We start from the raw sequence: 22,394 nt of genomic DNA on the forward strand, positions 1-22,394 counted from the left end.
ATCGACTAGACTTATCCTCAGAAACCGATTTTCTTATGCGGATTTTCCACCGCCGTCACCTTTGAATACAATAGCCAATACTGTACCGGCCACAACTGCTCCAATTCCTATACCAATACTAATTAGGCGCTCGCTTCTGTTTCCGGAATCCTTGGCATGATCAGATATATATTTATCCATTTCTTTTAATGAGTCGATCAGATAAATCATTAATTCTGTATCCATTGTAGGGTTAGCTTTTATTACTTCCGTAATAATTTCCTTTGTTGTATTAAAACCTTCAATAGCCTTTGCATCTATAAATTTTTGCTTATCCGCCATCTCCGCAATAAACTCCTGTTGTTTCACTACCAATTCTGTAAAGTTTTCTATCTTAGGTAGAATCATACCGAGAATTTCCTTATCAACTATTGCATCCATGTTAACAAAACGTCTAAATACATTTTCATTTGACAATTCTTTTTCAGAATCAAGCCCCAATTTATCTAGAACTTGCTGTTTTGAATTTAAAACCTCTTTGTCTTTATTTTTCATAGTCCTAACCTCCTCTTATAGTATTACCTGCGTTTCTCAGAAATCGACACAATTCCTAATTAATTTTTAATCCTGGATAAAGCTTAGAAGCCAAGATTTAAAATTTTCTTTGATATACCCATGTATAAGTTGCAGAAAGCTGCGTATAGCCAAAATCCTTTAGAATCGTTTATTTGCAGAGATACGATTTAAGCGCATTTCTTATACTCTATAGCTTCTAACCGGACGATCTAAAACATCATCTATACTTATTTCGGAATTCCCTTTTAGTTTTTGTGGTTTCGTTTTTCTTGATGTTCGCACTTCACTGAAAGCATCTTCAATATAAGACTCAACAGTAGAATCAAATTCTTGAAGAACTCTAATAAGATTCGACTTAACATCTGCATCTTCAGTAAGGTCTATAATACTCATGACTTCACCTTTCACTACTTCTTTTACTGAATGTAATTCTTCATAAGAATCGTCTTTGAATAAATCTATTTCACAAAGTTCATCTACTGTATTTATATAGTTGTAAGTATCTATATAGTATTCTAGTTCACTTAAAACCATTTTAATAAAATAGTCTTTATCAACTTTATCGATTCTGCGATTCTTCATCATTACATTTATTATTAAATCAAGTAGAATTATATGTTCTTCAAAACTTAAACCTTCGAATAAGATTTCCATGTTTTCTATACTGCCAAGTTTCTCATCTATTTTATAATAGTTTCTTAAATGCTCGTTTTGTAAAAAGGATTGGATAAGATTAATTTTATTCATGCTATGTTTACCAATTCGCGTAAAACTATCTAATGACACTAATAAATTTAAACTTTCTTCGTATGCTTCTTTTAAAATAGTATGCTCTGCCACTGTATATATAATAATTTCATGTAACTTCTCTTTCTGAATAGTACTGTATTCCAAAACTTTTTCATTTACTACTAGCTGTCTCAATACATCATTGAAATCGTCAGGAGAATATAGACGTTCAAGTTGGTCTAAATAAACTGATTTTCGCTTTAAATTTTCTAGCATTAAATCATTTCTAAAAGTTGCATCCTTTAAGTAGTCATTTATAGAGGGATTCGATACTCCTACTTTTATTCCGTTATAATCATCAACCACTTTAATCATTGAATGATTTAAACGTTGGAGGATACTTTCAAAATTATTAATCGTATTATCTACATTTAAATTTGTTGAAATATAGTAGTTAAAACTTTTTTTAAAAACCTCTATAGAAACCAGTGTATCTGTCAATGAATATAATATATACATAAAAGTTCTATCTAAATCTTTTATCCTCAGCTCAAATTCATTTCGCCAAATATCTTTGGGATTATTTAAGTTTTCTAAAATAAACTCATAGTAATCTGTTTTCACTACAGCTTCTACCTTAATCGGTAAAGTCACATATTCAATGACTCTTGGATTATAATTTCTGTGTTGAACAATATGCATGTAATTCTTGTCTCTTCTTACACTATTATAATAATCATCAGTCACTTTGTTTTTTACTAATAACGCATAAAATATCCTTGCTTTTTCAACATCTCTTATTTCATTCATATTAATTCGGCGCATTTGCATCTGTTGTGTACTAAAATATCTATTCAGCGCTTCATAAGCATTGTTTGCTTCATTTAAAATAGTAACCCGCGAATTCAATATTATAATTTTGTTTTTATGTTGTTCGACGAATTTTATCAAACTTAATAATTGTTGATCTTGCCCATCTTTCAACTTGAAGTAATGCTGCCCTAGAAAATCGTCTAGAAAAATAACTTCTTTTAAATCTTTATTTAGCGTTACTGCTCTTTTTATCGTATCTATATCTCCGTTAGTTGAAAAACGAACTTTATATCCGTCCCTAATAAAATGTAGTAACAACATTTTTGAGTTAATAGTTTTACCGACTCCGGGATCTCCATAAAGCAATACTTTTCTTTCTCTTTCTAGTATTTCAATGCAAAAATTGAAAATATCTGTTTGAACAAAGTATTTAAGTTCTTCTTCTATGTCTGAGATTAAGACTTCACTATCAATGAATACTTCTTGATTTAAATAGTCCTTTAAAACGTGGTCAGTTACGACCCATAATTTAAATTGGCTGCGCAGTATATCAAGATTATCTTCGCTTTCTAAAAAACGGTCTATATCCTCTCGAGTAATTATATTTTTTTCACTTTTCATATAATCTTGAAACAAGCTATAGACTTCTTTTATATTTTGGGGAGTAAGTGATTGCGAAGTAAAAATATAGTACTGCTTTGGTTTTAGTTTCTTTACTTTTTCAACTTCTGTTTTTAAAGACCTTTTAAAACTTGCATAATTACTTTTTTCAAAGTGTTTTACTTGGACTAATACATTTCTATTAATTACATCATCAACAAGATCTATTCCACCGTCTTTTCCTTTTGGAAAGTATCTTAACTCGATTTTAAGTTTCCTCTCCATAATATCTATACACAGCTTTTCAAATTCAAAGTCATTTAGTCTCGAGTATTCAAACATGTTTGCCTCCTAATCTACTGCAAATTTACTTATTTCGAAAAGAAAATCTTCTAGATGCGAAAAGAGATACTTATTACAAAAAGACATAACTATAACCACATTTCAATTTTTATCACTTTAATATTAGCATTATTTAACTATTTTTTTACTGCTTTTGGAAAATTCCTTGTAATTAGTTTGGCTTTATTTTTATATAGCTTTGTGAACTATTTAGATGCTTTGTTTCTACAGAGTTCAAGTGTAATTTGCTAAAATCCCTTTAATTTGTTAATTTGCTTTATTCTCTCTTCGAAGTTGTGGCTTACAATAAATAAAGTAAATATGAGAGATTAAAGATTTTTGCCTCATAAGAAAAGCGAATCCGTTTGGATTCGCTTTTTCTATTTATTCTTATGTTTTAATTAATGTGCTCCTGAGGCATTTTATTATATATTCAGCGGCGTACTTTACATCCGCTTCTCCTTTAACTACCTAATTTCAAATCCGCAAAAAGCAAACCCCATTCATGAATTTTATAGGTCCGTGCACCGCTCTGAACAAAAGGGTCTTGTTTAACAAGAGCCTCGCACTCCTCATAAGTTTCAGCGTTGTATATCACCAAACCGCCAGAGCCGTCGACAAAGCGGCCGAATGCCGATACATGGCCGGCTTGCTTCATTTCATCGAGGAACGCTAAGTGTGCTGGTCTTTCCTGATCTGATTTTTCCTTATCCACTAAAGGCAACAGAACTGCATAATGAGTCATTTGATTGATTTCCCCTTTTCAATAGTTTCACTTGCATTCAAACCATTCTATACTTACGCTCTTTTTAAAACTCTTCATGAGTAGCCGGGTCCATATCATTCAGTCTGCCATCCGGCTTAGACAGCCCTGCTATCGCACTCATTTCAGTTTCGCTTAAAGCAAAATCAAAAATATTTATGTTTTCCCGCTGCCGCTGAGGAGAAGTGGACCGCGGAATTGAAACAGAGCCGATCTGGTGATGCCAGCGCAGCACCACTTGCGCAATGGTCTTATTATGATTCTCGGCAATCTTCCCTATTGTTTCATTTGATAGAATGTCCGATGATCTGGCAAGCGGGCTCCACGACTGCGTTTGGATGCCCCTTTCCTCATGCACTTTCCGCTGCTCTTCCTGGTTAAAGAACGGATGCAGTTCGACTTGGTTGAGACTTGGCGTTACCCCGGTCTCTTGTATAATGCGCTCCAGGTGCTCTGGCAGGAAGTTGCTTACGCCGATCGACCGGACCAATCCCCATTTCTTCGCATCGATCAGGGCCTGCCATGCTTCTACATACTGGTCCTGCTTTGGAAGCGGCCAATGAATGATATATAAATCCAGGTAATCGAGCTTGGAACGGTACAGCGATTCCTGGATCGCCACTAATGCTTTCTCATAAGTATGGTAGCGGCCTGGCAGCTTGGAGGTAATCCACAATTCCTCGCGGGAGATGCCGCTGCGCTTGATGCCTTCTCCGACCGCTCCTTCGTTCTCGTAATTGTAGGCCGTATCAATTAGCCGGTAACCGGCGTTGATTCCGCTGCTGACGGCGTCCGCTCCTGCATTGCCCCATAGCCCGTATGTACCCAGTCCGGTAACCGGCAGTTTTGTTCCATCGTTCAGCGTTACTTCTGGTATTGCTTTTTCCATTGGGTTTCACTCCTCTCGGTTCCCTTTTAAGGTTACTCTTGCGCGGTGGTAAAATCAAACAATTCTGACTAGAAAAAGCATCATCACTTCTTTATGGTCACGATCTCTTTAAAAATGGTTGTGCATCCAAATTGTTTAATTCCTGTCACTTTTAAAGTGTTGAAAAACGGTTATGCCATAACCTCAACATGACGCCCATGATATAATAGTTGGAGTTTGGGAAATAGCAGGTCCCCATCCATTCCTGAAAACAGGAGCCAAAAACCTGCAAAGAAAAAGTAAGGAGTCGTCACTTTAGTTATGAAAGATAGAATGATACGCATTATGGAAGGCAAAAGAGTCACCAATTTCATTACCATCCTGATCCTCATTAACGCAATTCTTGTTGGCCTTGAGACTTATCCGGATTTCGCTGCGAAATACAGCACTTGGCTATTGGCACTGGATTTTGTCATTCTCGGGTTTTTCACCTTGGAAATCCTAATTAAGCTTTATCTTTACCGCACCAAATTCTTCCGGAACGGTTGGAACAATTTCGACTTTATCATTGTGGTCGGCAGTCTTGTTCTCTACAACTCCCCATACATAAGCGTTTTACGTATTTTCCGTGTGCTGCGTGTATTGCGGACAATTACCACGATCCCTTCTTTGCGAAGAGTGGTGGCCGCGTTATTTATGGCCATTCCGACCATAACCAGCGTCATTGTGCTGATGTCGATCATTTTTTACGTGTATGCGGTTATCGGCACATTCTTTTATTCCTCGGTTGAACCGGAATTTTTCGGCAATCTTGGTTTGTCGTTCATCACCTTATTCCAAGTCTTCACCCTCGAATCCTGGGCAAGCGGCGTGTTCCGTCCCATATTTGAAGTGGTTCCGTGGTCGTGGCTCTATTTCGTTTCCTTTATTGTCATTTCGACTTTCCTCATGATCAACTTGATCGTCGGGGAAATCGTCAACAACGCCCAAAAGATTTCAGAGGAAATCGACGCGGAAACAGCTGGAATCATAGAGGAATTATCGGAAATCGATGAGCTTAAAGCTGAAGTAGCCGAGTTGAAAACTATGATTCAAACTTTGGTAGACCGGAAATAAAACCAGGTTTACAGCAGAACAATATAAACCACCTTCTAAATCGGAGGTGGTTTTTGTTTGGGTAAAAGCAGGTAGTTGAAAGACCCGAAATAGAATATTTCGCCACTTTCTTTAAAAGAAACCAAAATGGGTATAGAGCACTATACTCATTCACAGATTTCATTTTAAAAGGAGGAACACTATGCATTATCAACTCAACCTGCACTTGGCGCGCGAGAAAAAAGATTATTACTGGTTGTTCAAGAGTGAAGAAGATACGATGACGGTTTTCAATGATGTGATCGAGACCTTCAAGCAATACGAACCGCAGGATACGGCAGCGTTCATGAAGGAAAAGCAACAGGAAATCGACGAGACCGGTGGAAGCAATACGGTCCAAATCGAAGTTGTTAAAGTGGATAAAGAAGCCATCATCCGCTCCGCTTCCTATAATGAGATGTGGTATGAAGGCCGGCATTTCCAGGATATCTACAAGACACTTACTGACAGGCTTGGAGTACCGGAAGAGGAATCGATAGCGTAGCTTCGTTACAACAAAGACCCTCTCCAAACAGACCATTTCTGTTTGGAGAGGGTCTTTCCGTTCTCACGATTCAACATTTAACAATTTGATTAACCTAATAACTTCTTTATCGTCGCCTACGTCAATAGGGACTAGTTCTGTATTATTGATGATCTCGCTGTAGAAATCTTCGCCAGCCGGGTAGTTGCCGTCCCAGCGCAACGGCACGTTGTAGACATTGATGGTGCCATCGCCGTTTCCGCTATACGTGACCGATCCGTCCACCAAGCGCGAACCTGCCAGCTGGATCACATCTTCTGGATAGGTGCCGCTTGTCTCGTCATCCGGGTTGAGCGGCGTGCCGGCTGGCATATAGTTAACGTATAGTCCGTCTATGTCCTGATTTGCCCCAAGCTGCAGCCAGACTCTGGCGTATTCGATTTCCTGGCTCGAATAGTCGGATAGCGTTTCTTTGCCTTGCTGATCGTTTGTGGTTTCTGAAGCGTCGCTGTTCGATTTTGTCTGAGTGGATTCTTCTGAAGAGTTGTTCGTGTTCTCCATATCCTGTTCCTCCCGTTCACTGGTCGATTTGCTCTCATCGGTTTCGGTTGTGCCTTTTGGGGCCTGTTCACTTACAGTATTGTCTTCTGAAGCTTCCGTTGCAGGTTCTCCGTTCGTATTGCCACCGCAGCCCGCCAGCAGTAATAAAACAACGTGGAAATAAAAGATCTTCGTGATTGCCTTCATTCCTCCCACCTTTCCTTTCTTCTCTATTAATGAACCGCAAGAAGCTCCTGGCAGTATTTTCAATTCACGCAGCTGGTCAGTATAGATGATAGCTACAAATTCTATGTTTCAGAAGGTTTTTCCTGCTTGAATTTATTGTCTTCAATTAAAAAGGCTGGACAGAATCAATCCGTCCGACCTTTTTGCTTTTACCATAAGATGTTCCAGCTCCTCGTAGAAGTTTTCGTAAACACAGCGAAATTAACCCCTGCTCAACCCGATGCCGCTCCAACCACTCACAACGCATTGCCCTTCGCTGTTTCGGCCCGAAGCAACTACCGTACCGTCAGATTTTAGACCAATTGTATGAGCACAGCCTGCCGATACTGCCACGATGTCCCGCCAATGACTCACATCGCATTGCCCTGCATTGTTCTGGCCCACCGCTACCACAGTGCCATCCTTTTGAAGCCCAATTGTATGATTGCTTCCCGCTGAGATTGCCCTAATATTGCGCCAGTCACCTACTTTACATTGGCCGTCCTTATTCAAACCCACAGCCGAAACCGTGCCAACGGATTTTAAACCGACGGTATGAAGGTAACCCGCTGAAATCTCTACTATATCGTTCCATTCATGTACGTTGCACTGGCCATACCGATTATTGCCTGCACTCGTCACCGTACCGTCCAATTGGAGCCCGACAGTATGCCAGTCACCCGCCGATACCGCCGCAATATCACGCCAGCCGCTCACATTGCATTGGCCTTCATTATTTCCCCCTATAGCCACTACGCTGCCATCTGAACGAAGCCCCACGGTACGACGCCAACCAGCCGCGATCGACGCCATTTCGAGCCAGTCGTTTACATCGCATTGGCCATATTTATTCCAACCTGCCGCCTTTACTTTCCCATCCCTTTGAAGCCCAACCGTATGAGCATTACCCGTATGTGCGCTGCCTGCCGCTACTGCTACCATGCCGCTCCAACCGCCCACATCGCATTGGCCATATTTATTATCTCCTACAGCGGTAACCGTGCCATCCATTTGGAGCGCAGCAGTATGGCGGTACCCCGCCGCTATGGAATTTTTGGGCCATCGTTTCATCTCTAACGCCGCTTCACTGCCCCTCATATTTTACCTCCTTAAAAGCAATGTATTTTTCCATAAGCCTTCTAGTTTGAGAGACTTTCTTTATTTATGATTAATCTACCACATAGACATGAAACTCTCATGATAGTTTAAAAATGAAACGTTTTTCTCCTTATTTCGTATTCTTACTAAGGGGGTTTTGATTATGTCTGAAAGCTTATTTATGTTATTGCCAATTCTTTCAATTTTGTTTACGCTGATTCCGATTGCAGTTGGAATTTATGTGCTTTTCGCTTTTTTGAAACAAGGGAAAGAACGCAATGCGCTGTTAAGAGAAATTGCGGAAGAACTGCGGAGAAAATAAATTTATAAGAAAGAGGTGCTGGTATGGGATTGATCCGTTTTTTGTTTTTCAAGAGAAAATGCTTAGTTCATTCAGCGTTCGGGAACAAGATGTATTTTGAAGCAACAAACAAATTAAACAACCATGGAGTGCCATATGATGCGGTAAGCCGCTTAAGTGCTAATTCGCAATCGGCTTTTGGCGGCTCTACTTCTAGCTTTGTAAGTTTCAAGGAAAGCCCAACGCAATACGATTTTTACGTAGCTAAAGAAGATGAATACCGTGCCCAGCAAGCTCTTCATCGTTGAGCTTGCTTTTTCATTTTAATAGGCATGCCTATGATCAGAAGTTTCAGCAAGATTGTTTTAGGGATTAGTAAAGAGAGCCGAAATTCATTACAATAAACTTAACAAAAGCATAAATTTCATTGATTCGGGGTGTTGGGTTTGTATAAGTTACCGAAAAAGCATTTTTGGCACGGACGCGTGGATAGCGAAACCGACCGCGACAGTTTCCGTTTTCATCAAACAATCGAATTTATGGATACCACTGAAGTTCCGGGAGGCGCATTTTCCCTGATCGGCTTTGAATGCGATGAAGGAGTGCAGCGCAATGGCGGGCAAGCGGGCGCCGCTGATGCGCCGAACGAAATTCGCCGCCAACTTGCCGACCTCCCCTATCACCTTGGCGACCGGCAGACCTTTGATGTCGGTTCGGTAATGTGTAAAAATAACGACCTGGAAAAAGCCCAGCGCGAACTTGGCGACCACGTTAACCTGCTGTTCGCAAGCGGCTCATTCCCTATCATTTTAGGCGGTGGGCACGAAACAGCGTACGGTCATTATCTAGGGCTGCGCCGTTTTGCCGGACCGGATGCAAAGATTGGCATCATCAATATCGATGCGCATTTTGATCTGCGCCAAGCCGATCGCCCGAATTCTGAGACAATGTTCAGGCAGATTCTTGAACAGGACAGCCAATCGGGCTATCTGGTTCTCGGCATCCAGCCGCTCGGCAACACGAAAACACTTTTTAACCAAGCAGAAAAACTGGGCGCATCGTACGTTCTTGCAGAAGCCCTCACTTTGCTGGAATTGCAGAACACGCAAAAACTGATTGATGCGTTTTGCGAAGATTATGATCATGTCATGGTTACACTTTGTATGGACTCCATCACATCGCTTTACGCGCCAGGCGTCCTTTCCCCGTCCCCGTTCGGGCTCGATCCAGCGGTGGTGCGCCGGCTATTGTGGCATATCGTCTCGAATGAAAAAGTCCGGAGCTTTGATCTGTCAGAAGTTGTTCCTAATTTAGATGACAATGGCAAAACAGCAAAGCTCGCCGCTTATTTGGTGGCAGAAGTAATGGCTGCTTTTCATTGATTACTTGCCCAATCCTTGATTGGGCATTTTTTCATTTTCATACAAAAAACATCGCAATTTGCGATGTTTCAAATTAATTTGAAAATGGAGATGTATCTATTTCTTCATTTGTGCTTCGATCAACAAGGCTTAAGCTTGTTAGATTTGAGAGATCATCAGTTTCGTAATACCAAAGGTACAACCCATTCCATTCTTGATTTTCTGATTCATCAGGCAGCATAAGCTCTAGATTAATGGTTATAGCAGGGACGTTATCAACCATAATTACGCGATTGTCTCCGCCTTTCATTAATCCAAAGATTATTTCGTCTCCATGAATTTGATAACCACCAACTCTTTCTTTGGTAATTATACTGTTCATTGAACTCCAAGTACGAAAATCCGTTTTCCAACCAAAAATGTTTTTGTAAACCATAACTGCACCAAGATTATTTTGGTTATCAATGAAAAAGAACAAAGCTTCATCTGGCGTCTTATATGTTGGAATTAGAACTAACTCCTCACTTTCAGCTAGTAGCGCTTCCTGAGGCTCTTCATAAGAAATCTTACTTTCTGAAATAGACCACATGCAAAACAATGTTAGTAATATTATGCTCAATACTATTAACAAAATGAACAATTTAGGGTTTCTTTTTATAATGGTATCCTCCTTTCTTTATCCTTAAATTCAAAAATTGTATTACCATTTAATTTCCTTCTTAGTTTCATTTTACCTTAATGTTCTATAAACACTATTTGTTTTTAGTCATTTGTTGCCTTGTCTTCAGGATATACTCACTTATAAGAGTGACCAAGTTCTGAGGTTCAAAAACCCTGCTTAAATAGACGCTAAAGGGTAATTTATTTTAGATAGTTATATCGGATTTTGCGATTCAAAATTAAACAGCTTATTAAAATGGCTGGAGGTTTTTTTAAAGATAGGTGGAGGTTGGCGTAGCTTGTAATAGAAGAAAATCGTTTGGAAAAATTTTCTTCATGAAGTTTTCAAGTTCTTACATGAAGTATTGAGATTTCTATATGAGTTTTTGCGCTTCTTATATGACGAGTCCAGCTTTCTTCATGAACTTTTCTTTGTTCTACATACCTTTCTAGAAAAGCGTCTCTCCCAAAGTCTAAGATCAATACGGAAGCTGTTCGCCTAGCAAACAGCTTTTTATTTATTGGAGCCACTTCTATAGAAGAAAGTTGGCTGGAAAAATTTGCTTCATGAAGTTTTTAGAGTCTTACATGAAATTTTGCAGTTTCTACATGAACTCCTGCGCTTCTTACATGACGAATTTAGCTTTCTACCTGCACTTTTCTTAGTTCTTCATCACTTTCTAGAAAAGTTTCTCTCCACAATCAAAAAAAGATCAATACGGAAGCTGTTCGCCCAGCGAACAGCTTTTTATTTTTGGCGTTGCTATCTATAGAAGAAAGCTGGCTGGAAAAATCTGCTTCATGAAGTTTTTAGCTTCTTACATGAAGTATCGAGGTTTCTACATAAACTCTCGCATTTCTTACATAATGAACAAAGTTTTCTACCGAATATGTCTCCTCGAACAAACTTTCCTGTAACTTTTTTCCACCTCGTTCGTATCTATACTTATAGAAACAAAAACTCTTTGGAGGTGTTTCCATGCCGATTTGCCAAAATTGCGGCCATACATGGAGCTGGAGAACAACTTTTAAAAAGTCATTTACGTTTAGTACTGGCATGACGTGCCCAGCTTGCGGTGCGACACAATATCAGACAGTGAAGTCCAGAAGGCAGACGAGTTTGTTGAGTGTTATTATTGCTCCAAGTATAATTCTCTCATCCCACTATTTCAGCTTATCTTTTAAGAGCCTTATCATGCTTGGCCTTCCACTTACTATTGGAATCGTTGCTATTCTTCCATTTCTATACAAGTTTTCGAATGAAGAAAAGCCCCTGTGGTGATGGGGTTAAAGCTGTTCGCTTATGCGAGCAGCCTTTTTTGTTGGAATATGTTAGCTGGCAATATTTGCTTCATGAAGTTTTCGCATTTCTACATGAACTTCCCATGTTCCAACATGAACTTTCCCCCTCCCTTCATGCATTCTTCGACCGCCATTATGAACTTCCCCCTCCCTTCATGCACTTGCGCTCCCCCTAGCCAATCACACCCAAACAAAAAACCAGCACCTCCCCAAAGGGAGGTGCCGGTTATCTATCTTCCGTTCATTTAGCTATTTTATAAACCCGTGCTTCGTACGGGAGTAATTGAGTAGAATTCACGTCTTCATAATTGGCCAACAGCAAGGTGGCGTCTTCCGGCGCATCCCATTCGCAGGCAAATTGCGCCAGGTTGGAAACGACGAGCACTTTTTCGTTTTCGTCTTCCCGCGTGTAGGCGTAAACGGCCTCATGGCCAATGTCATGAAGTTCGTAGGTTCCGTAAACTAGAACGTTCATTTGTTTACGGAGCCAAATCATCTGCTTATAGAATGATAGCACTGATCGTGGATCTTGTTGCTGTGTTTCGACGTTGATCTTGTCGTGGTTCGGGTTGACCATCAGCCATGGCCATGCATCGGTGAAGCCTGCGTTGAAGCTTGCGTCCCACTGCATCGGCGTCCGGGAATGATCGCGGCTTTTTGCCTGAAGCAACGTCATGATGGCTTCGTGTTTCATACCGCCCGCCAAATTGTTGTGGTATAAATTATGCGCCTGAATATCGTTGTAATGATCAAGTTCCACAAGCGGCGCGTTCGTCATGCCGATTTCCTGGCCCTGGTAGATAAACGGCGTCCCTTGCATGAAAAAGTACATGCAGGCAATTGCCGTGGCGCTTTCCCGCCAGTATTCAGTGTCATTCCCCCATGTCGAGACGACGCGCGGCTTGTCGTGATTTTCGATAAACAAGGCATTCCAGCCATTGCCTTCGACGCCTTTTTGCCAGCGCGTCAGCACTTCTTTCAATTTCGGCACATTGATGCCTGTCTTTTCATCAGTATCCCAAAGCCCTAAGCTTTCGAACTGGAAGACCATATTGAACTTGCCGTCTTTTTCGCCGATCCATTCTTCGATATCCCCGACATGGACGCCGTTCGCTTCGCCGACCGTCATAATGTCGCGATTTTTCAGCGTTTTGTCGCGCAGTTCAGCTAACAGCGGCTGTATGCCCTTAACATTCATCATTTTCTCCCATGCCGGGGCATATAGTTTTTGTTCAGGGTCAAAAACGTCAGTGTAATCTTTTTTGATGTGGCTGATGGCATCTACGCGGAAACCGTCGATTCCTTTATCGAGCCACCAATTGACCATATCGAATAATGCTTCACGCACTTCCTCGTTTTCCCAGTTCAAATCCGGCTGTTTTTTCGAAAACAAGTGCAAGTAGTACTGTTTTGTTTCTTTGTCGTATTCCCAAGCAGAACCGCCGAAAATGCTTTCCCAGTTCGTAGGGTCGTCGCTCCAAATGTACCAGTCCCGTTTCGGGTTGTCTTTCGATGATTTCGATTCGACAAACCACGGATGCTCGTCACTCGTATGGTTGATCACCAGATCGATGATGAGCTTCATATCTCGTGCATGCACTTCCGCAAGCAAGCGGTCGAAATCTTCCATTGTTCCGAATTCTGCCATGATGTCCTGGTAATCGCTGATATCATAGCCGTTGTCATCATTCGGCGATTTGTATACCGGGCTTAGCCAAATAACGTCGATCCCTAAATCTTTTATATAATCCAATTTGCTTGTCACACCGTTAATATCCCCGATGCCATCCCCATTGGAGTCTTTAAAACTGCGTGGATATACCTGGTAGGCGACTGCTTCTTTCCACCATATTTTCTTCATACCGATCCCTCTCAAAGACCCGTGGCGAATTTCCCCTTCAATCAAGCGGCCTAAACCGAAAATTGTGCCAGAGATGCCAAGTCGTCTGTTATTTTCTATAGTACGAAAAGGTTTGTTCCTGCTATGGGCGCCTGCTTCTTGCTGCCCCATAGTTTTGGAAAAACAATTTGCAAGATGCTAGTGTAGCAGAGTTCGCCAGAATAACCTACAGATTTTATTAATTTTTTGTGTCAATACGTAACTTCCTGTCCAACATTCCCTCCTTTCCCTCAAAAAGGTTTCCTCTTGTATAACCTATGTTGGGTACAAGAAAACCCCGAAACAGACACTTTTTTAAAAAAGTTTCCGTGACTCGGGGTTTTTGTTATTTCTGGATTTTGTTTTAGGTTATTCAGGTCTTTTCTCTTTTAAAACGTCAAATTCTGCTTGCTGCCAGTCCTAACTTTCACCAGCGCCGGTTGCTTTTCTTTCCTCTATTATACACCTGGAAACGATCATACGTTCCCTTTCCAACCTGGAAAATCGGTTTATTTTCGCTTGAAAAGGCTATATGTGACAAAGGTTTGAACATCTTTTTTATTAAGAGCCTTCTTCTAACGCGCCAATTTGTATACGCGGGCTTCATATCGCAGCAGCTGGTTCGGATCGATTTCCTGGTAGTTTGCCAACAACAACTCCCCGTCTTCCGGTGCGTCCCATAGGCAAGCGTGCTGCCCGAGATTTGCAATAACAAGGATCTGCTCGGTCTCGTTTTGCCGCGTGTAGGCGTAAATGGATTCATGGCCGACGTCCAGCAATTCATAAGTACCGTAGACAAGGACGTCCATTTGCTTGCGCAGCCAAATCATCTGTTTGTAAAACGACAGGATTGAATGCGGATCCCTTTGCTGGGCTTCAACGTTGATGGTTTTATAGTTCGGGTTGGTTCTTAGCCACGGCTCCGCGGACGAAAAACCGGCGTGCAAGGAAGTGTCCCACTGCATTGGTGTCCGTGAATGATCGCGGCTCGTTGCCCGAAGCATCGTCATGATGGCGTCGTGCTCCATGCCTTCCGACAGGTTGTAGTAATAAAGATTGTGCGCATGGACGTCGTTGTAATGATCGAGTTCTTCGAATGGCGCGTTCGTCATGCCGATTTCCTGCCCCTGGTAGATGAACGGCGTTCCCTGCATGAAAAAGTACATGCTGGCAAGGGAAGTCGCGCTTTCGCGCCAGTATTCCTTGTCGTTGCCCCATGTCGAGACGACGCGCGGCTTGTCGTGGTTCTCGATGAAGAGAGCGTTCCAGCCGATCCCTTCGACACCTTTTTGCCAGCGCGTTAATACATTTTTCAACTCTGGTACGTTAACGCCTGTTGTTACGTCGAGATCCCATAAACCGAGATCCTCAAATTGAAACACCATATTAAATTTACCGGTGTCTTCGCTGACCCAGTCCTCGATGTGTTCGACAAATACCCCGTTCGCTTCGCCGACTGTCATGACGTCGCGCTTGCCGTAAGTCGAGTCGCGGAGTTCAGCAAGCAGCGGCTGGATGCCGTCGACATTCATCATTTTGTCCCAAGCTTCGACGTACGGTTTGCCTTCCGAATTTTCCATATCAGTGAAATCTTTCTTGATGTGGCTGATGGCGTCGACGCGGAAACCGTCGATCCCTTTATCCAGCCACCAGTTGACCATATCGTAAAGAGCCGTGCGGACTTCCGGGTTCTCCCAGTTTAAGTCCGGCTGTTTTTTCGAAAACAAGTGCAAGTAATACTGTTTTGTTTCTTCATCCCATTCCCATGCCGGCCCACCGAAAATGCTCTCCCAGTTGGTCGGCTCATCGCGCCAGATATACCAGTCACGCTTCGGACTATCGATTGATGAACGCGATTCGATGAACCATGGGTGTTCATCGCTCGTATGGTTGATGACCAAATCGACAATCAGTTTCATCCCGCGTGCATGCACTTCCGTGAGCAGGCGGTCGAAATCCTCCATCGTCCCGAATTCCGCTAAAATCCCCTGGTAATCGCTGATGTCATAGCCGTTGTCATCGTTCGGCGATTCGTACACCGGGCTGATCCAGATAACGTCAATGCCAAGGTCTTTCAAATAATCCAACTTGCTAGTTACACCGTTGATGTCGCCGATGCCGTCCCCGTTTGAATCTTTAAAGCTTCGCGGATAAACTTGGTAAGCGACCGCTTCTTTCCACCATATTTTCTTCATAGCCCGATTCCTCTCAACGACCTTGGCAAGAACCCCGTTCAATCAAACGGGAAGACACCGTGATTTGTCTTGGAGCTGCCTGTTCGTCAGTTATTTTTTCCAGCAGTAGGTTTGCCGCTTCAAAACCCAGTTCGTAGATGCAGATGTCCACAGAAGAAAGCGGCGGTTTCAAATGTTTCGATAAGGCGTGGTTGTTAAAGCCGATAATCGATACATCTTCCGGCACGCGGATCTGCAAATCCTCCAGATAGCCGATCACTTCATACGCCACCAAATCATCATGGGTGACGATGGCAGTCGGTGGATCTTCAAGATCGAACAACCGGCGGATCGCTTTTTTTCCGTCCTGCTGCATAGCATCTTGCTTGACGATATATTCTTCTTGGAAAGAGATTCCGTTTTCAGCAAGCGATTCTTCGTAGCCTTCTAGGCGGTCCAGAGATACAACAAAATCGATGCCGCCGGCAATAAAGGCGATGCGCTTATGCCCCATTCCGATCAAATGCGACATGACTTGCTTGGTGATGCTGATGTTATCGTTGTCGACATAGGATATGGTATCTGCATTTCTATGCGGCCGGCCGACAACCGAGAACGGCAAGCCGCTTTTCATCAAGTAATCCATGATCCGGTCGCCTACCCGGGAATACAGCAGGATAATGCCGTCCACCCGTTTTCCTTGATCCATTGCCACCACTTCGTCATAAATCTCTTCTTCCGTAGCGCCCGTAGATAAATAAATTCCGTACTGGCTATTATGGGCGCTCACCGAAATGCCGCGGAGCACTTCCGGAAAGAACGGATTTTGAAACGCCAATGTTGTGGAGTTCGCCATAATGACGCCAATGGTGCGCGTTTTTTGCGCCACCAAGTTGCGCGCCTGGAAGTTCGGGTAATAGCCCAGGCTTTCCATCGTCTCCCGCACTTTTTGCTTTGTCTTTTCACTGATCCGGGGATTGTCGGCAATCACCCTCGACACAGTTGCGGGCGAAACTTCCGCCTGCTTTGCAACATCTTTGATCGTAATTGCCATATTCTCTCCTCCCTGTTATTTGATGGCTCCGTCCGATACCCCTTTAATGATGGCACGTTGAGCGAAAAAGTAAAAGATGATGACCGGAACAATCGCCAGCGTCAGCCCTGCCATTGCGAGATGCCATTGCTTTGTGTACTCGCCGAAGAAGAAGAACATCTTCAGCGGAATCGTTTCTTTGCCTGGCTGGTTGATGACCAGTGACGGCAACAGATAATCGTTCCAAATCCAGATGATGTTCAGGATCGCCACAGTGACCGTGATCGGTTTTAACATCGGGAAAATGATGTGCCAGAACACTTGCCAGCGGTTTGCACCGTCGATTGTCGCTGCTTCATCAAGCGACCGCGAAATATTGTTCAAAGCGCCGTGATAAAGGAAAATCGATAAACTGGCGCCAAAACCGATGTACATGAAAATGAGCCCGGCCTGGTTAAGCATTTCAAAGCGGCCGAATACTGTAACAAGCGGAATCATTACCGACTGGAACGGAATCAGCATCGCCGCTACGAACAAGTAAAAGAACACGGAACTGAATTTGCTTTTTGCCCGGGACAAAGCATACGCGCCCATCGCCGAAAACAGGACGATCAACAGGACGCTCGTAACCGTAATGAACAGCGAGTTGAACAGCGTCCGCAAAAAGTCCAGCCGTTCATAGGCTTCAATGTAATTCTCAAAATTCCACAAACCCGGCAGCGCGATCGTGCTCGTGAAGATTTCCCGCTTGGTCTTGAACGAATTGACGAACATGAGATAAAACGGAGCCAGCCAGAGAAGCGCAAGAACCAGGCCGATAATCTCCATTTTGAAATTCCATTTTCTCCTCATTACATCTCCACCTCCCGGCGTTTATTCACATACACTTGAACAAGAGCTACAAGTGCCACAATCACGAAGAAGATGACGGCTTTCGCCTGAGCGTAAGCGAAAACGTTTTGCGTAAACGCCGTCTGGAAGATTTCCATCGCCACCATTTCAGTCGAGTTGTATGGTCCGCCCCCTGTCAGCGACAAGTTCTGGTCGTACAGCTTGAACGTATTTGACAGCGTCAGGAACATACTGACGGTGAATGCCGGGGCAACCAGCGGAAAGACGATAAAACGGAAGCGCTGAGTTGAAGAAGCTCCGTCAATTTCTGAGGCCTCCAGCAATTCTTTCGGCATGCCTTCCAAATACGCGATGTAGATGACCATGATATAACCGGCCATCTGCCAGCTCATCAAAATCGTCAGTCCCCAGAAACCGGTATTCGTTGTAGACAGCCAGCCTTGCAGGCTTTCCATTCCGATAATCTGGCCGACGCTCGCAAAAACTTTGATGAAGATAAACTGCCAGATAAATCCTAAAATCAAGCCGCCGATCAAGTTCGGCATGAAAAAGACCGTTCGCAGCAATTTGCTGGATTTTACGTGGGATGTTACGAGCAGTGCCAAGGACAGGCCGATCACATTGATCATGATGACTGAGACGACCGAGAACTTAACGGTAAACCACAACGCGTCCATAAAACGCTCGTCTTTAAAGGCGTTTGTGTAATTTTCAAAGCCGACAAAATTGCCGGTAACAATGCCGTTCCATGACGTGAACGAATAGTAGACACCTAGAAGCATCGGTACGACAACCACCAACGTTAATGCAATTAAGACCGGGGCTAGAAACAACCAGTAAGAGTAACTTTTTGTGCGCATGTACAGCCCTTCCTTTCCTATAGAAGAAAACCGGTGAAACAGGTAAATTTAAAACAAAGCAGCCCGCAGGCTGCTTTGTCGGTTGGCTCGGTGTTAGTTACTCCGGTTCTTTTCCCAAGCTTGTTTAGCCGAGTCGATGACTTCTTCCCAGCTTGCTTCATCGCTCAGGTATTTTTGGATCGAAGCGCCAACTTCGCCTTCACCCCATCCAGTCGGATAGCCCATGAATACCCAGCCGATTGTGTTTCCGGCTTCAGATGCATCATAAATGGCTTTCGACATTGGATCTGTAATTTTCGATGTGTCATACCCTTCATATGCAGGGATGAATTTAAAGTCTTCAACAACCGCTTTTTTCCCGGCGTCAGAAGTGTATAGCCAATCCAGGAAATCTTTCGAAGCTTGAACCACTTCTTCGTCTTTCGCCGAGTTTACGCCCCAGTACATTGGTACGCCAACCGGCAGTCCGCCTTCTTCATAGCCTTCAACCGGAATCGGCATCATGCCAACGCCGCTGTCCGCAAGTTCCTGGTCGATCCCGGCGATAGAGCCGTATACCCAGTTTCCTTGCTGGATGATCGCCACGCGCTCAAGCGAGAACAATTCTTCCACTTGCTGTGAGTAGTCCAAAGAAACGGTCGGCTGGACAGAATAGTCGTTTTGCAGATCAAGGATTTTCTTGAATGCGTCTCCGTATTTGAATTCCACTTTATCGGCTGCAAACGTATCCAACACGTTGTGGTTGAATTCAGGCGCCAGGAACGTGTTCGATAAGTGAAGGCCGGTTACCCAAGCTTCTTTCGCTGGAAGTGCGAATACCGCATCCAATCCAAGTTCTTCTTTTTTCGAATCCAGTGTTTTCACTGCCTCTTCCAAGCTGGCGAAATCCGTGATGGAAACCGGATCGATTCCTGCTTCTTCAAAAAGGCGGGTATTATAGACAAAACCATAGCCTTCTTGGTTATATGGAAGGCCAAGCACATTTTCCTCCACCGTCACGCCGTCAAGTGTGCCATCAAGCGCCGCTTCTGCAGCCGCCGTATCGCTCAAGTTCGATAATTTATCTTTCCAGTCTGCCACATCCTGCGGTCCGCCGATATTGAATATTGCCGGTTCATTGCCGGAAGCAAAACGGGAACGCAGCGCCGCGCCGTAATCTTCGCCGCCGCCGACAGTCGTGATGTCAATGTTGACGTCCGGATTTTCTTTCTCGTAAAGTTCGACCACATCTTCAAACTGGTCTTTAAATTCCACTTTAAATTGGAAAACGTCGACCGTGACTTTTTCGCCTTCTGACTGCGAAGCTTCTTCTCCCCCGCCTCCACAGCCTGCCAATATCCCCGCTGTTACAAACAATGACGCTAAAAGACCTTTGCGAACCTTGAACTCCTTCATCTCGAAATCCCCCTTTGAATGTTTGTGCAATCGTTTGCACAATGTGGCAAATAAAAAAAGGAAACGGTTTAGAAAGCGCTTCCAGTTCTGATTTGATTTGATCGTATCATAGTGTAAACGTTTGCACAATATACAAATTAAAAATTTCTTAAAAAAAGATTAATAGCTATTCTGCAAAACAGCTTCGCTATCCGACAGGAATCTCCGCTGTTTTGCTCTATTAGCTTCTAGTTTATTAGCAATACAAAGCCGCTAAACTACAATTATTGTTCACTTTTTTACCATTCTCTCCACTCTTCAGTAATATCTTCTTCAGATGTAAAACCAACTATTTTTGCACCTTCCTCTATAAACTCCACTAATTCCTCTCTTTCCATTGTTTCAATAAAATAATCATAGTCGTCGTTTAATTCATTTAATCTTAAAACAACTTCTTTGACGCATCCTAAAATAGCTTCCTTTGTCGACGCGTCTCCTAGCCCTTTTAACTGGTTTATGTAAGAATCCAAAACATCATTCGTTGCGCTGATATTTTCATCGGTGAAAATTTCATCTTCTTCATCCATTCTTTGTTTCCATTCTACCGTTGGCTTGCTTTGTATAAGTTCTTCAAAAGTCATGATTTCATCCTCCAAGTATAATCAATATTAGTCTTCAACAATGCCTAAGTTTAAAGCATTTGTTAGCGCCGGCGCGTCCAAGGGCTAGGCGCAGCAAGAAGACAAACGATCTTCCCGGCTTCTTGCTTAAGCCATGCCCAAGACGTCCGAAGCGGTATGCAGACGTTAGTTATTTCACTTCGTCATAAAAAGCGACGGCTTCATAAGGGCGCAGTTCCAGTTCTTCTTCTCCTGCTGGCGGCTCGTAATTGCCGATCAGAAACTCACCCGACGGCCGCGGCAAGGTTCTGGAGTTGGCGGAGAAGTTGCAGTATACGGTCAGGGTATCATCGCCGCGCTTTCTCTCGTAGGCGAAAATGTCTTCATCTTCCCGGTACAACAGCGTAAAGTCGCCAGTTGTCACAATGTCCAATGTTTTGCGGAACGCAATCAATGCCCGGTAATAAGTGTAAACCGAATTCACGTCATGCCGTTGCTCGGCGTTGATCTCCGGATAATTCGGATTGACGCTCAACCACGGCGTGCCAGTTGTGAATCCGCCATTCGGTTCCGCCGACCATTGCATCGGTGTCCGTGCATTGTCGCGCCCCTTAGCGTAGATCGACTGCATGATATCTTCATGCGAAAAGCCCAGCTCAATCCGTTCTTTGTACATATTGTGCGTCTCAACGTCCCGGTATTCGTCTATGGAATCAAACCGGACATTGGTCATGCCAAGCTCTTCCCCCTGGTAAATGTACGGTGTGCCCTGCATAAAATGCAGGCAGGTCGCCAGCATCTTCGCTGACTCCTCGCGAAATTCTTTGTCATTGCCAAAGCGCGAAACGACGCGCGGCTGGTCATGATTGTTCCAGTACAGGCTATTCCAGCCGACTGTATGGAGGGCATGCTGCCATTTTTCTTTGTTTTCTTTCAGGTCGATGAGGCGCAGCGGCTTAAGATCCCATTTCTCGCCTGCCTGATCCAACTCCATATGTTCGAACGTGAAGATCATATTAAGCTCTTTGTTAGCCGGATCTGTATAAATGACTGCGTCTTTTGTCGACGCACCCGGTGTTTCGCCAACTGTGACGATGTCGTAATGCGACAGCACCTTTTCGTTCATTTCCTTCAAATGTTCATGGACTTTCGGGCCGTTCATGTAATGCATGCTGCCGTTTCCTTTATCATCATCCGGGAACAGCGGGTCTTTCGAAATCAAATTGATGACATCCATGCGGAAACCGTCGATGCCTTTATCGAGCCACCAGCGCATCATGCCGTATACCGCTTCCCGGACTTCCGGGTTTTCCCAGTTCAAGTCGGGCTGCTTTTTAGTGAACAAGTGCAGGTAATAACGCGCCCGCTTCTCGTCGTATTGCCAGGCCGAACCGCTGAAGATCGACCGCCAATTGTTCGGCTCATCGCGCCAAATATAGAAGTCCGGTTTCGTCTGAAACCATTCGTGCTCATCCGATGTATGATTGACCACAAGATCCATGATCAATTTCATTTCCCGGTTGTGGACTTCTTCGAGCAATTCATCAAAGTCGGCCATGGTGCCAAATTCGCTCATAATTTCATGGTAGTTGCGGATGTCATAGCCATTGTCGTCATTTGGCGAATCATAGACCGGCGACAGCCACAAAATATCAACCCCTAGCTCTTTCAAGTAATCCAACTTTTGGATAATGCCTCTCAAATCCCCGATTCCGTCACCATCTGAATCCATGAAACTGCGCGGGTAGATTTGATAGACCGTCGCTTTTTTCCACCATTCCTCCATGCTATCCCCTCTTTTCCTCGAACTTTCGTCATTCTAACATA

The 22,394-nt window shown here is 43.4% G+C and carries 21 protein-coding genes; 6 read left to right on the forward strand and 15 right to left on the reverse strand.

Going from position 1 to position 22,394, the window contains the following annotated elements; translation table 11 throughout:
- Positions 1 to 33 precede the first annotated feature (33 nt).
- From B0H99_RS03555 to B0H99_RS03570, 4 genes are all read right to left on the reverse strand, one after another.
- Positions 34 to 534, reverse strand: coding sequence for a hypothetical protein (locus tag B0H99_RS03555; RefSeq protein WP_106532255.1), 501 nt, complete (start codon positions 532 to 534; stop codon positions 34 to 36).
- Between the two features lie 201 nt (positions 535 to 735).
- Positions 736 to 3,039: an nSTAND3 domain-containing NTPase gene (locus B0H99_RS03560; RefSeq protein WP_106532256.1), complete on the reverse strand. Its 2,304-nt coding sequence runs from the start codon at positions 3,037 to 3,039 to the stop codon at positions 736 to 738.
- Between the two features lie 463 nt (positions 3,040 to 3,502).
- Positions 3,503 to 3,784, reverse strand: coding sequence for a YciI family protein (locus B0H99_RS03565; protein ID WP_106532257.1), 282 nt, complete (start codon positions 3,782 to 3,784; stop codon positions 3,503 to 3,505).
- A gap of 64 nt (positions 3,785 to 3,848) precedes the next feature.
- A complete protein-coding gene (locus tag B0H99_RS03570; protein ID WP_106532258.1) occupies positions 3,849 to 4,691 on the reverse strand; it encodes an aldo/keto reductase in 843 nt (280 codons plus the stop codon).
- Between the two features lie 300 nt (positions 4,692 to 4,991).
- Here B0H99_RS03570 and B0H99_RS03575 point away from each other — a divergent pair, with 300 nt between their 5' ends.
- Positions 4,992 to 5,786, forward strand: a complete 795-nt coding sequence (locus B0H99_RS03575; RefSeq protein WP_106532259.1) for an ion transporter — start codon at positions 4,992 to 4,994, stop codon at positions 5,784 to 5,786.
- 181 nt (positions 5,787 to 5,967) lie between these two features.
- The gene (locus B0H99_RS03580; protein ID WP_106532260.1) at positions 5,968 to 6,309 is read left to right on the forward strand and encodes a hypothetical protein; all 342 of its coding nucleotides are present in this window, start codon (positions 5,968 to 5,970) and stop codon (positions 6,307 to 6,309) included.
- 63 nt (positions 6,310 to 6,372) lie between these two features.
- Here B0H99_RS03580 and B0H99_RS03585 read toward each other — a convergent pair whose 3' ends face one another.
- Both B0H99_RS03585 and B0H99_RS03590 read right to left on the reverse strand, forming a co-directional pair.
- Positions 6,373 to 7,035 (reverse strand): hypothetical protein, encoded by a 663-nt coding sequence (locus B0H99_RS03585; protein ID WP_106532261.1) that lies wholly within the window; start codon positions 7,033 to 7,035, stop codon positions 6,373 to 6,375.
- 240 nt (positions 7,036 to 7,275) lie between these two features.
- Entirely contained in the window at positions 7,276 to 8,151 is an 876-nt protein-coding gene (locus B0H99_RS03590; protein WP_106532262.1) for an RCC1 domain-containing protein, read from the reverse strand.
- 163 nt (positions 8,152 to 8,314) lie between these two features.
- Here B0H99_RS03590 and B0H99_RS17750 point away from each other — a divergent pair, with 163 nt between their 5' ends.
- The 3 genes from B0H99_RS17750 (at position 8,315) to hutG (ending at position 9,834) form a co-directional block, all read left to right on the forward strand.
- Entirely contained in the window at positions 8,315 to 8,473 is a 159-nt protein-coding gene (locus B0H99_RS17750) for a hypothetical protein (protein WP_181313558.1), read from the forward strand.
- Positions 8,474 to 8,496: 23 nt separating this feature from the next.
- Positions 8,497 to 8,760 (forward strand): hypothetical protein, encoded by a 264-nt coding sequence (locus tag B0H99_RS03595; RefSeq protein WP_106532263.1) that lies wholly within the window; start codon positions 8,497 to 8,499, stop codon positions 8,758 to 8,760.
- Positions 8,761 to 8,898: 138 nt separating this feature from the next.
- A complete protein-coding gene (gene hutG, locus B0H99_RS03600) occupies positions 8,899 to 9,834 on the forward strand; it encodes a formimidoylglutamase (RefSeq protein WP_106532264.1) in 936 nt (311 codons plus the stop codon).
- A 73-nt stretch (positions 9,835 to 9,907) separates the two neighbouring features.
- Here hutG and B0H99_RS03605 read toward each other — a convergent pair whose 3' ends face one another.
- The gene (locus tag B0H99_RS03605; RefSeq protein WP_146137239.1) at positions 9,908 to 10,402 is read right to left on the reverse strand and encodes an aspartyl-tRNA synthetase; all 495 of its coding nucleotides are present in this window, start codon (positions 10,400 to 10,402) and stop codon (positions 9,908 to 9,910) included.
- A gap of 1,050 nt (positions 10,403 to 11,452) precedes the next feature.
- Between B0H99_RS03605 and B0H99_RS18195 the strand changes: the two genes are divergently transcribed.
- Entirely contained in the window at positions 11,453 to 11,755 is a 303-nt protein-coding gene (locus B0H99_RS18195) for a TIGR04104 family putative zinc finger protein (protein ID WP_106532266.1), read from the forward strand.
- 261 nt (positions 11,756 to 12,016) lie between these two features.
- On the opposite strand, the gene B0H99_RS03615 is transcribed toward B0H99_RS18195, so the two are convergent.
- From B0H99_RS03615 to B0H99_RS03650, 8 genes are all read right to left on the reverse strand, one after another.
- Positions 12,017 to 13,636 (reverse strand): glycoside hydrolase family 13 protein, encoded by a 1,620-nt coding sequence (locus B0H99_RS03615; RefSeq protein ID WP_106532267.1) that lies wholly within the window; start codon positions 13,634 to 13,636, stop codon positions 12,017 to 12,019.
- A 593-nt stretch (positions 13,637 to 14,229) separates the two neighbouring features.
- Positions 14,230 to 15,849 (reverse strand): glycoside hydrolase family 13 protein, encoded by a 1,620-nt coding sequence (locus tag B0H99_RS03620; protein WP_106532268.1) that lies wholly within the window; start codon positions 15,847 to 15,849, stop codon positions 14,230 to 14,232.
- Between the two features lie 13 nt (positions 15,850 to 15,862).
- Entirely contained in the window at positions 15,863 to 16,882 is a 1,020-nt protein-coding gene (locus B0H99_RS03625) for a LacI family DNA-binding transcriptional regulator (protein ID WP_106532269.1), read from the reverse strand.
- 15 nt (positions 16,883 to 16,897) lie between these two features.
- A complete protein-coding gene (locus tag B0H99_RS03630; RefSeq protein ID WP_106532270.1) occupies positions 16,898 to 17,713 on the reverse strand; it encodes a carbohydrate ABC transporter permease in 816 nt (271 codons plus the stop codon).
- Positions 17,713 to 18,573, reverse strand: a complete 861-nt coding sequence (locus tag B0H99_RS03635; protein WP_106532271.1) for a carbohydrate ABC transporter permease — start codon at positions 18,571 to 18,573, stop codon at positions 17,713 to 17,715. Before B0H99_RS03635 ends, B0H99_RS03630 begins: the two co-directional genes overlap by 1 nt.
- 93 nt (positions 18,574 to 18,666) lie before the next feature.
- Positions 18,667 to 19,968: an ABC transporter substrate-binding protein gene (locus B0H99_RS03640; protein ID WP_106532272.1), complete on the reverse strand. Its 1,302-nt coding sequence runs from the start codon at positions 19,966 to 19,968 to the stop codon at positions 18,667 to 18,669.
- A 278-nt stretch (positions 19,969 to 20,246) separates the two neighbouring features.
- Entirely contained in the window at positions 20,247 to 20,588 is a 342-nt protein-coding gene (locus B0H99_RS03645; protein ID WP_106532273.1) for a hypothetical protein, read from the reverse strand.
- A gap of 169 nt (positions 20,589 to 20,757) precedes the next feature.
- A complete protein-coding gene (locus B0H99_RS03650) occupies positions 20,758 to 22,353 on the reverse strand; it encodes a glycoside hydrolase family 13 protein (RefSeq protein WP_106532274.1) in 1,596 nt (531 codons plus the stop codon).
- Between the last annotated feature and the right edge of the window lie 41 nt (positions 22,354 to 22,394).

The sequence above is a fragment of the Planomicrobium soli genome, assembly GCF_003014655.1.
Taxonomy (GTDB): domain Bacteria; phylum Bacillota; class Bacilli; order Bacillales_A; family Planococcaceae; genus Planococcus; species Planococcus soli_B.

Bases quoted from the DNA above. Each gene is read 5' to 3' on its own strand.
- B0H99_RS03555 (WP_106532255.1), bottom strand. From the start codon at position 534: ATGAAAAATAAAGACAAAGAGGTTTTAAATTCAAAACAGCAAGTTCTA.
- B0H99_RS03560 (WP_106532256.1), bottom strand. From the start codon at position 3,039: ATGTTTGAATACTCGAGACTAAATGACTTTGAATTTGAAAAGCTGTGT.
- B0H99_RS03565 (WP_106532257.1), bottom strand. From the start codon at position 3,784: ATGACTCATTATGCAGTTCTGTTGCCTTTAGTGGATAAGGAAAAATCA.
- B0H99_RS03570 (WP_106532258.1), bottom strand. From the start codon at position 4,691: ATGGAAAAAGCAATACCAGAAGTAACGCTGAACGATGGAACAAAACTG.
- B0H99_RS03575 (WP_106532259.1), top strand. From the start codon at position 4,992: ATGAAAGATAGAATGATACGCATTATGGAAGGCAAAAGAGTCACCAAT.
- B0H99_RS03580 (WP_106532260.1), top strand. From the start codon at position 5,968: ATGCATTATCAACTCAACCTGCACTTGGCGCGCGAGAAAAAAGATTAT.
- B0H99_RS03585 (WP_106532261.1), bottom strand. From the start codon at position 7,035: ATGAAGGCAATCACGAAGATCTTTTATTTCCACGTTGTTTTATTACTG.
- B0H99_RS03590 (WP_106532262.1), bottom strand. From the start codon at position 8,151: ATGAGGGGCAGTGAAGCGGCGTTAGAGATGAAACGATGGCCCAAAAAT.
- B0H99_RS17750 (WP_181313558.1), top strand. From the start codon at position 8,315: ATGTCTGAAAGCTTATTTATGTTATTGCCAATTCTTTCAATTTTGTTT.
- B0H99_RS03595 (WP_106532263.1), top strand. From the start codon at position 8,497: ATGGGATTGATCCGTTTTTTGTTTTTCAAGAGAAAATGCTTAGTTCAT.
- B0H99_RS03605 (WP_146137239.1), bottom strand. From the start codon at position 10,402: ATGTGGTCTATTTCAGAAAGTAAGATTTCTTATGAAGAGCCTCAGGAA.
- B0H99_RS18195 (WP_106532266.1), top strand. From the start codon at position 11,453: ATGCCGATTTGCCAAAATTGCGGCCATACATGGAGCTGGAGAACAACT.
- B0H99_RS03615 (WP_106532267.1), bottom strand. From the start codon at position 13,636: ATGAAGAAAATATGGTGGAAAGAAGCAGTCGCCTACCAGGTATATCCA.
- B0H99_RS03620 (WP_106532268.1), bottom strand. From the start codon at position 15,849: ATGAAGAAAATATGGTGGAAAGAAGCGGTCGCTTACCAAGTTTATCCG.
- B0H99_RS03625 (WP_106532269.1), bottom strand. From the start codon at position 16,882: ATGGCAATTACGATCAAAGATGTTGCAAAGCAGGCGGAAGTTTCGCCC.
- B0H99_RS03630 (WP_106532270.1), bottom strand. From the start codon at position 17,713: ATGAGGAGAAAATGGAATTTCAAAATGGAGATTATCGGCCTGGTTCTT.
- B0H99_RS03635 (WP_106532271.1), bottom strand. From the start codon at position 18,573: ATGCGCACAAAAAGTTACTCTTACTGGTTGTTTCTAGCCCCGGTCTTA.
- B0H99_RS03640 (WP_106532272.1), bottom strand. From the start codon at position 19,968: ATGAAGGAGTTCAAGGTTCGCAAAGGTCTTTTAGCGTCATTGTTTGTA.
- B0H99_RS03645 (WP_106532273.1), bottom strand. From the start codon at position 20,588: ATGACTTTTGAAGAACTTATACAAAGCAAGCCAACGGTAGAATGGAAA.
- B0H99_RS03650 (WP_106532274.1), bottom strand. From the start codon at position 22,353: ATGGAGGAATGGTGGAAAAAAGCGACGGTCTATCAAATCTACCCGCGC.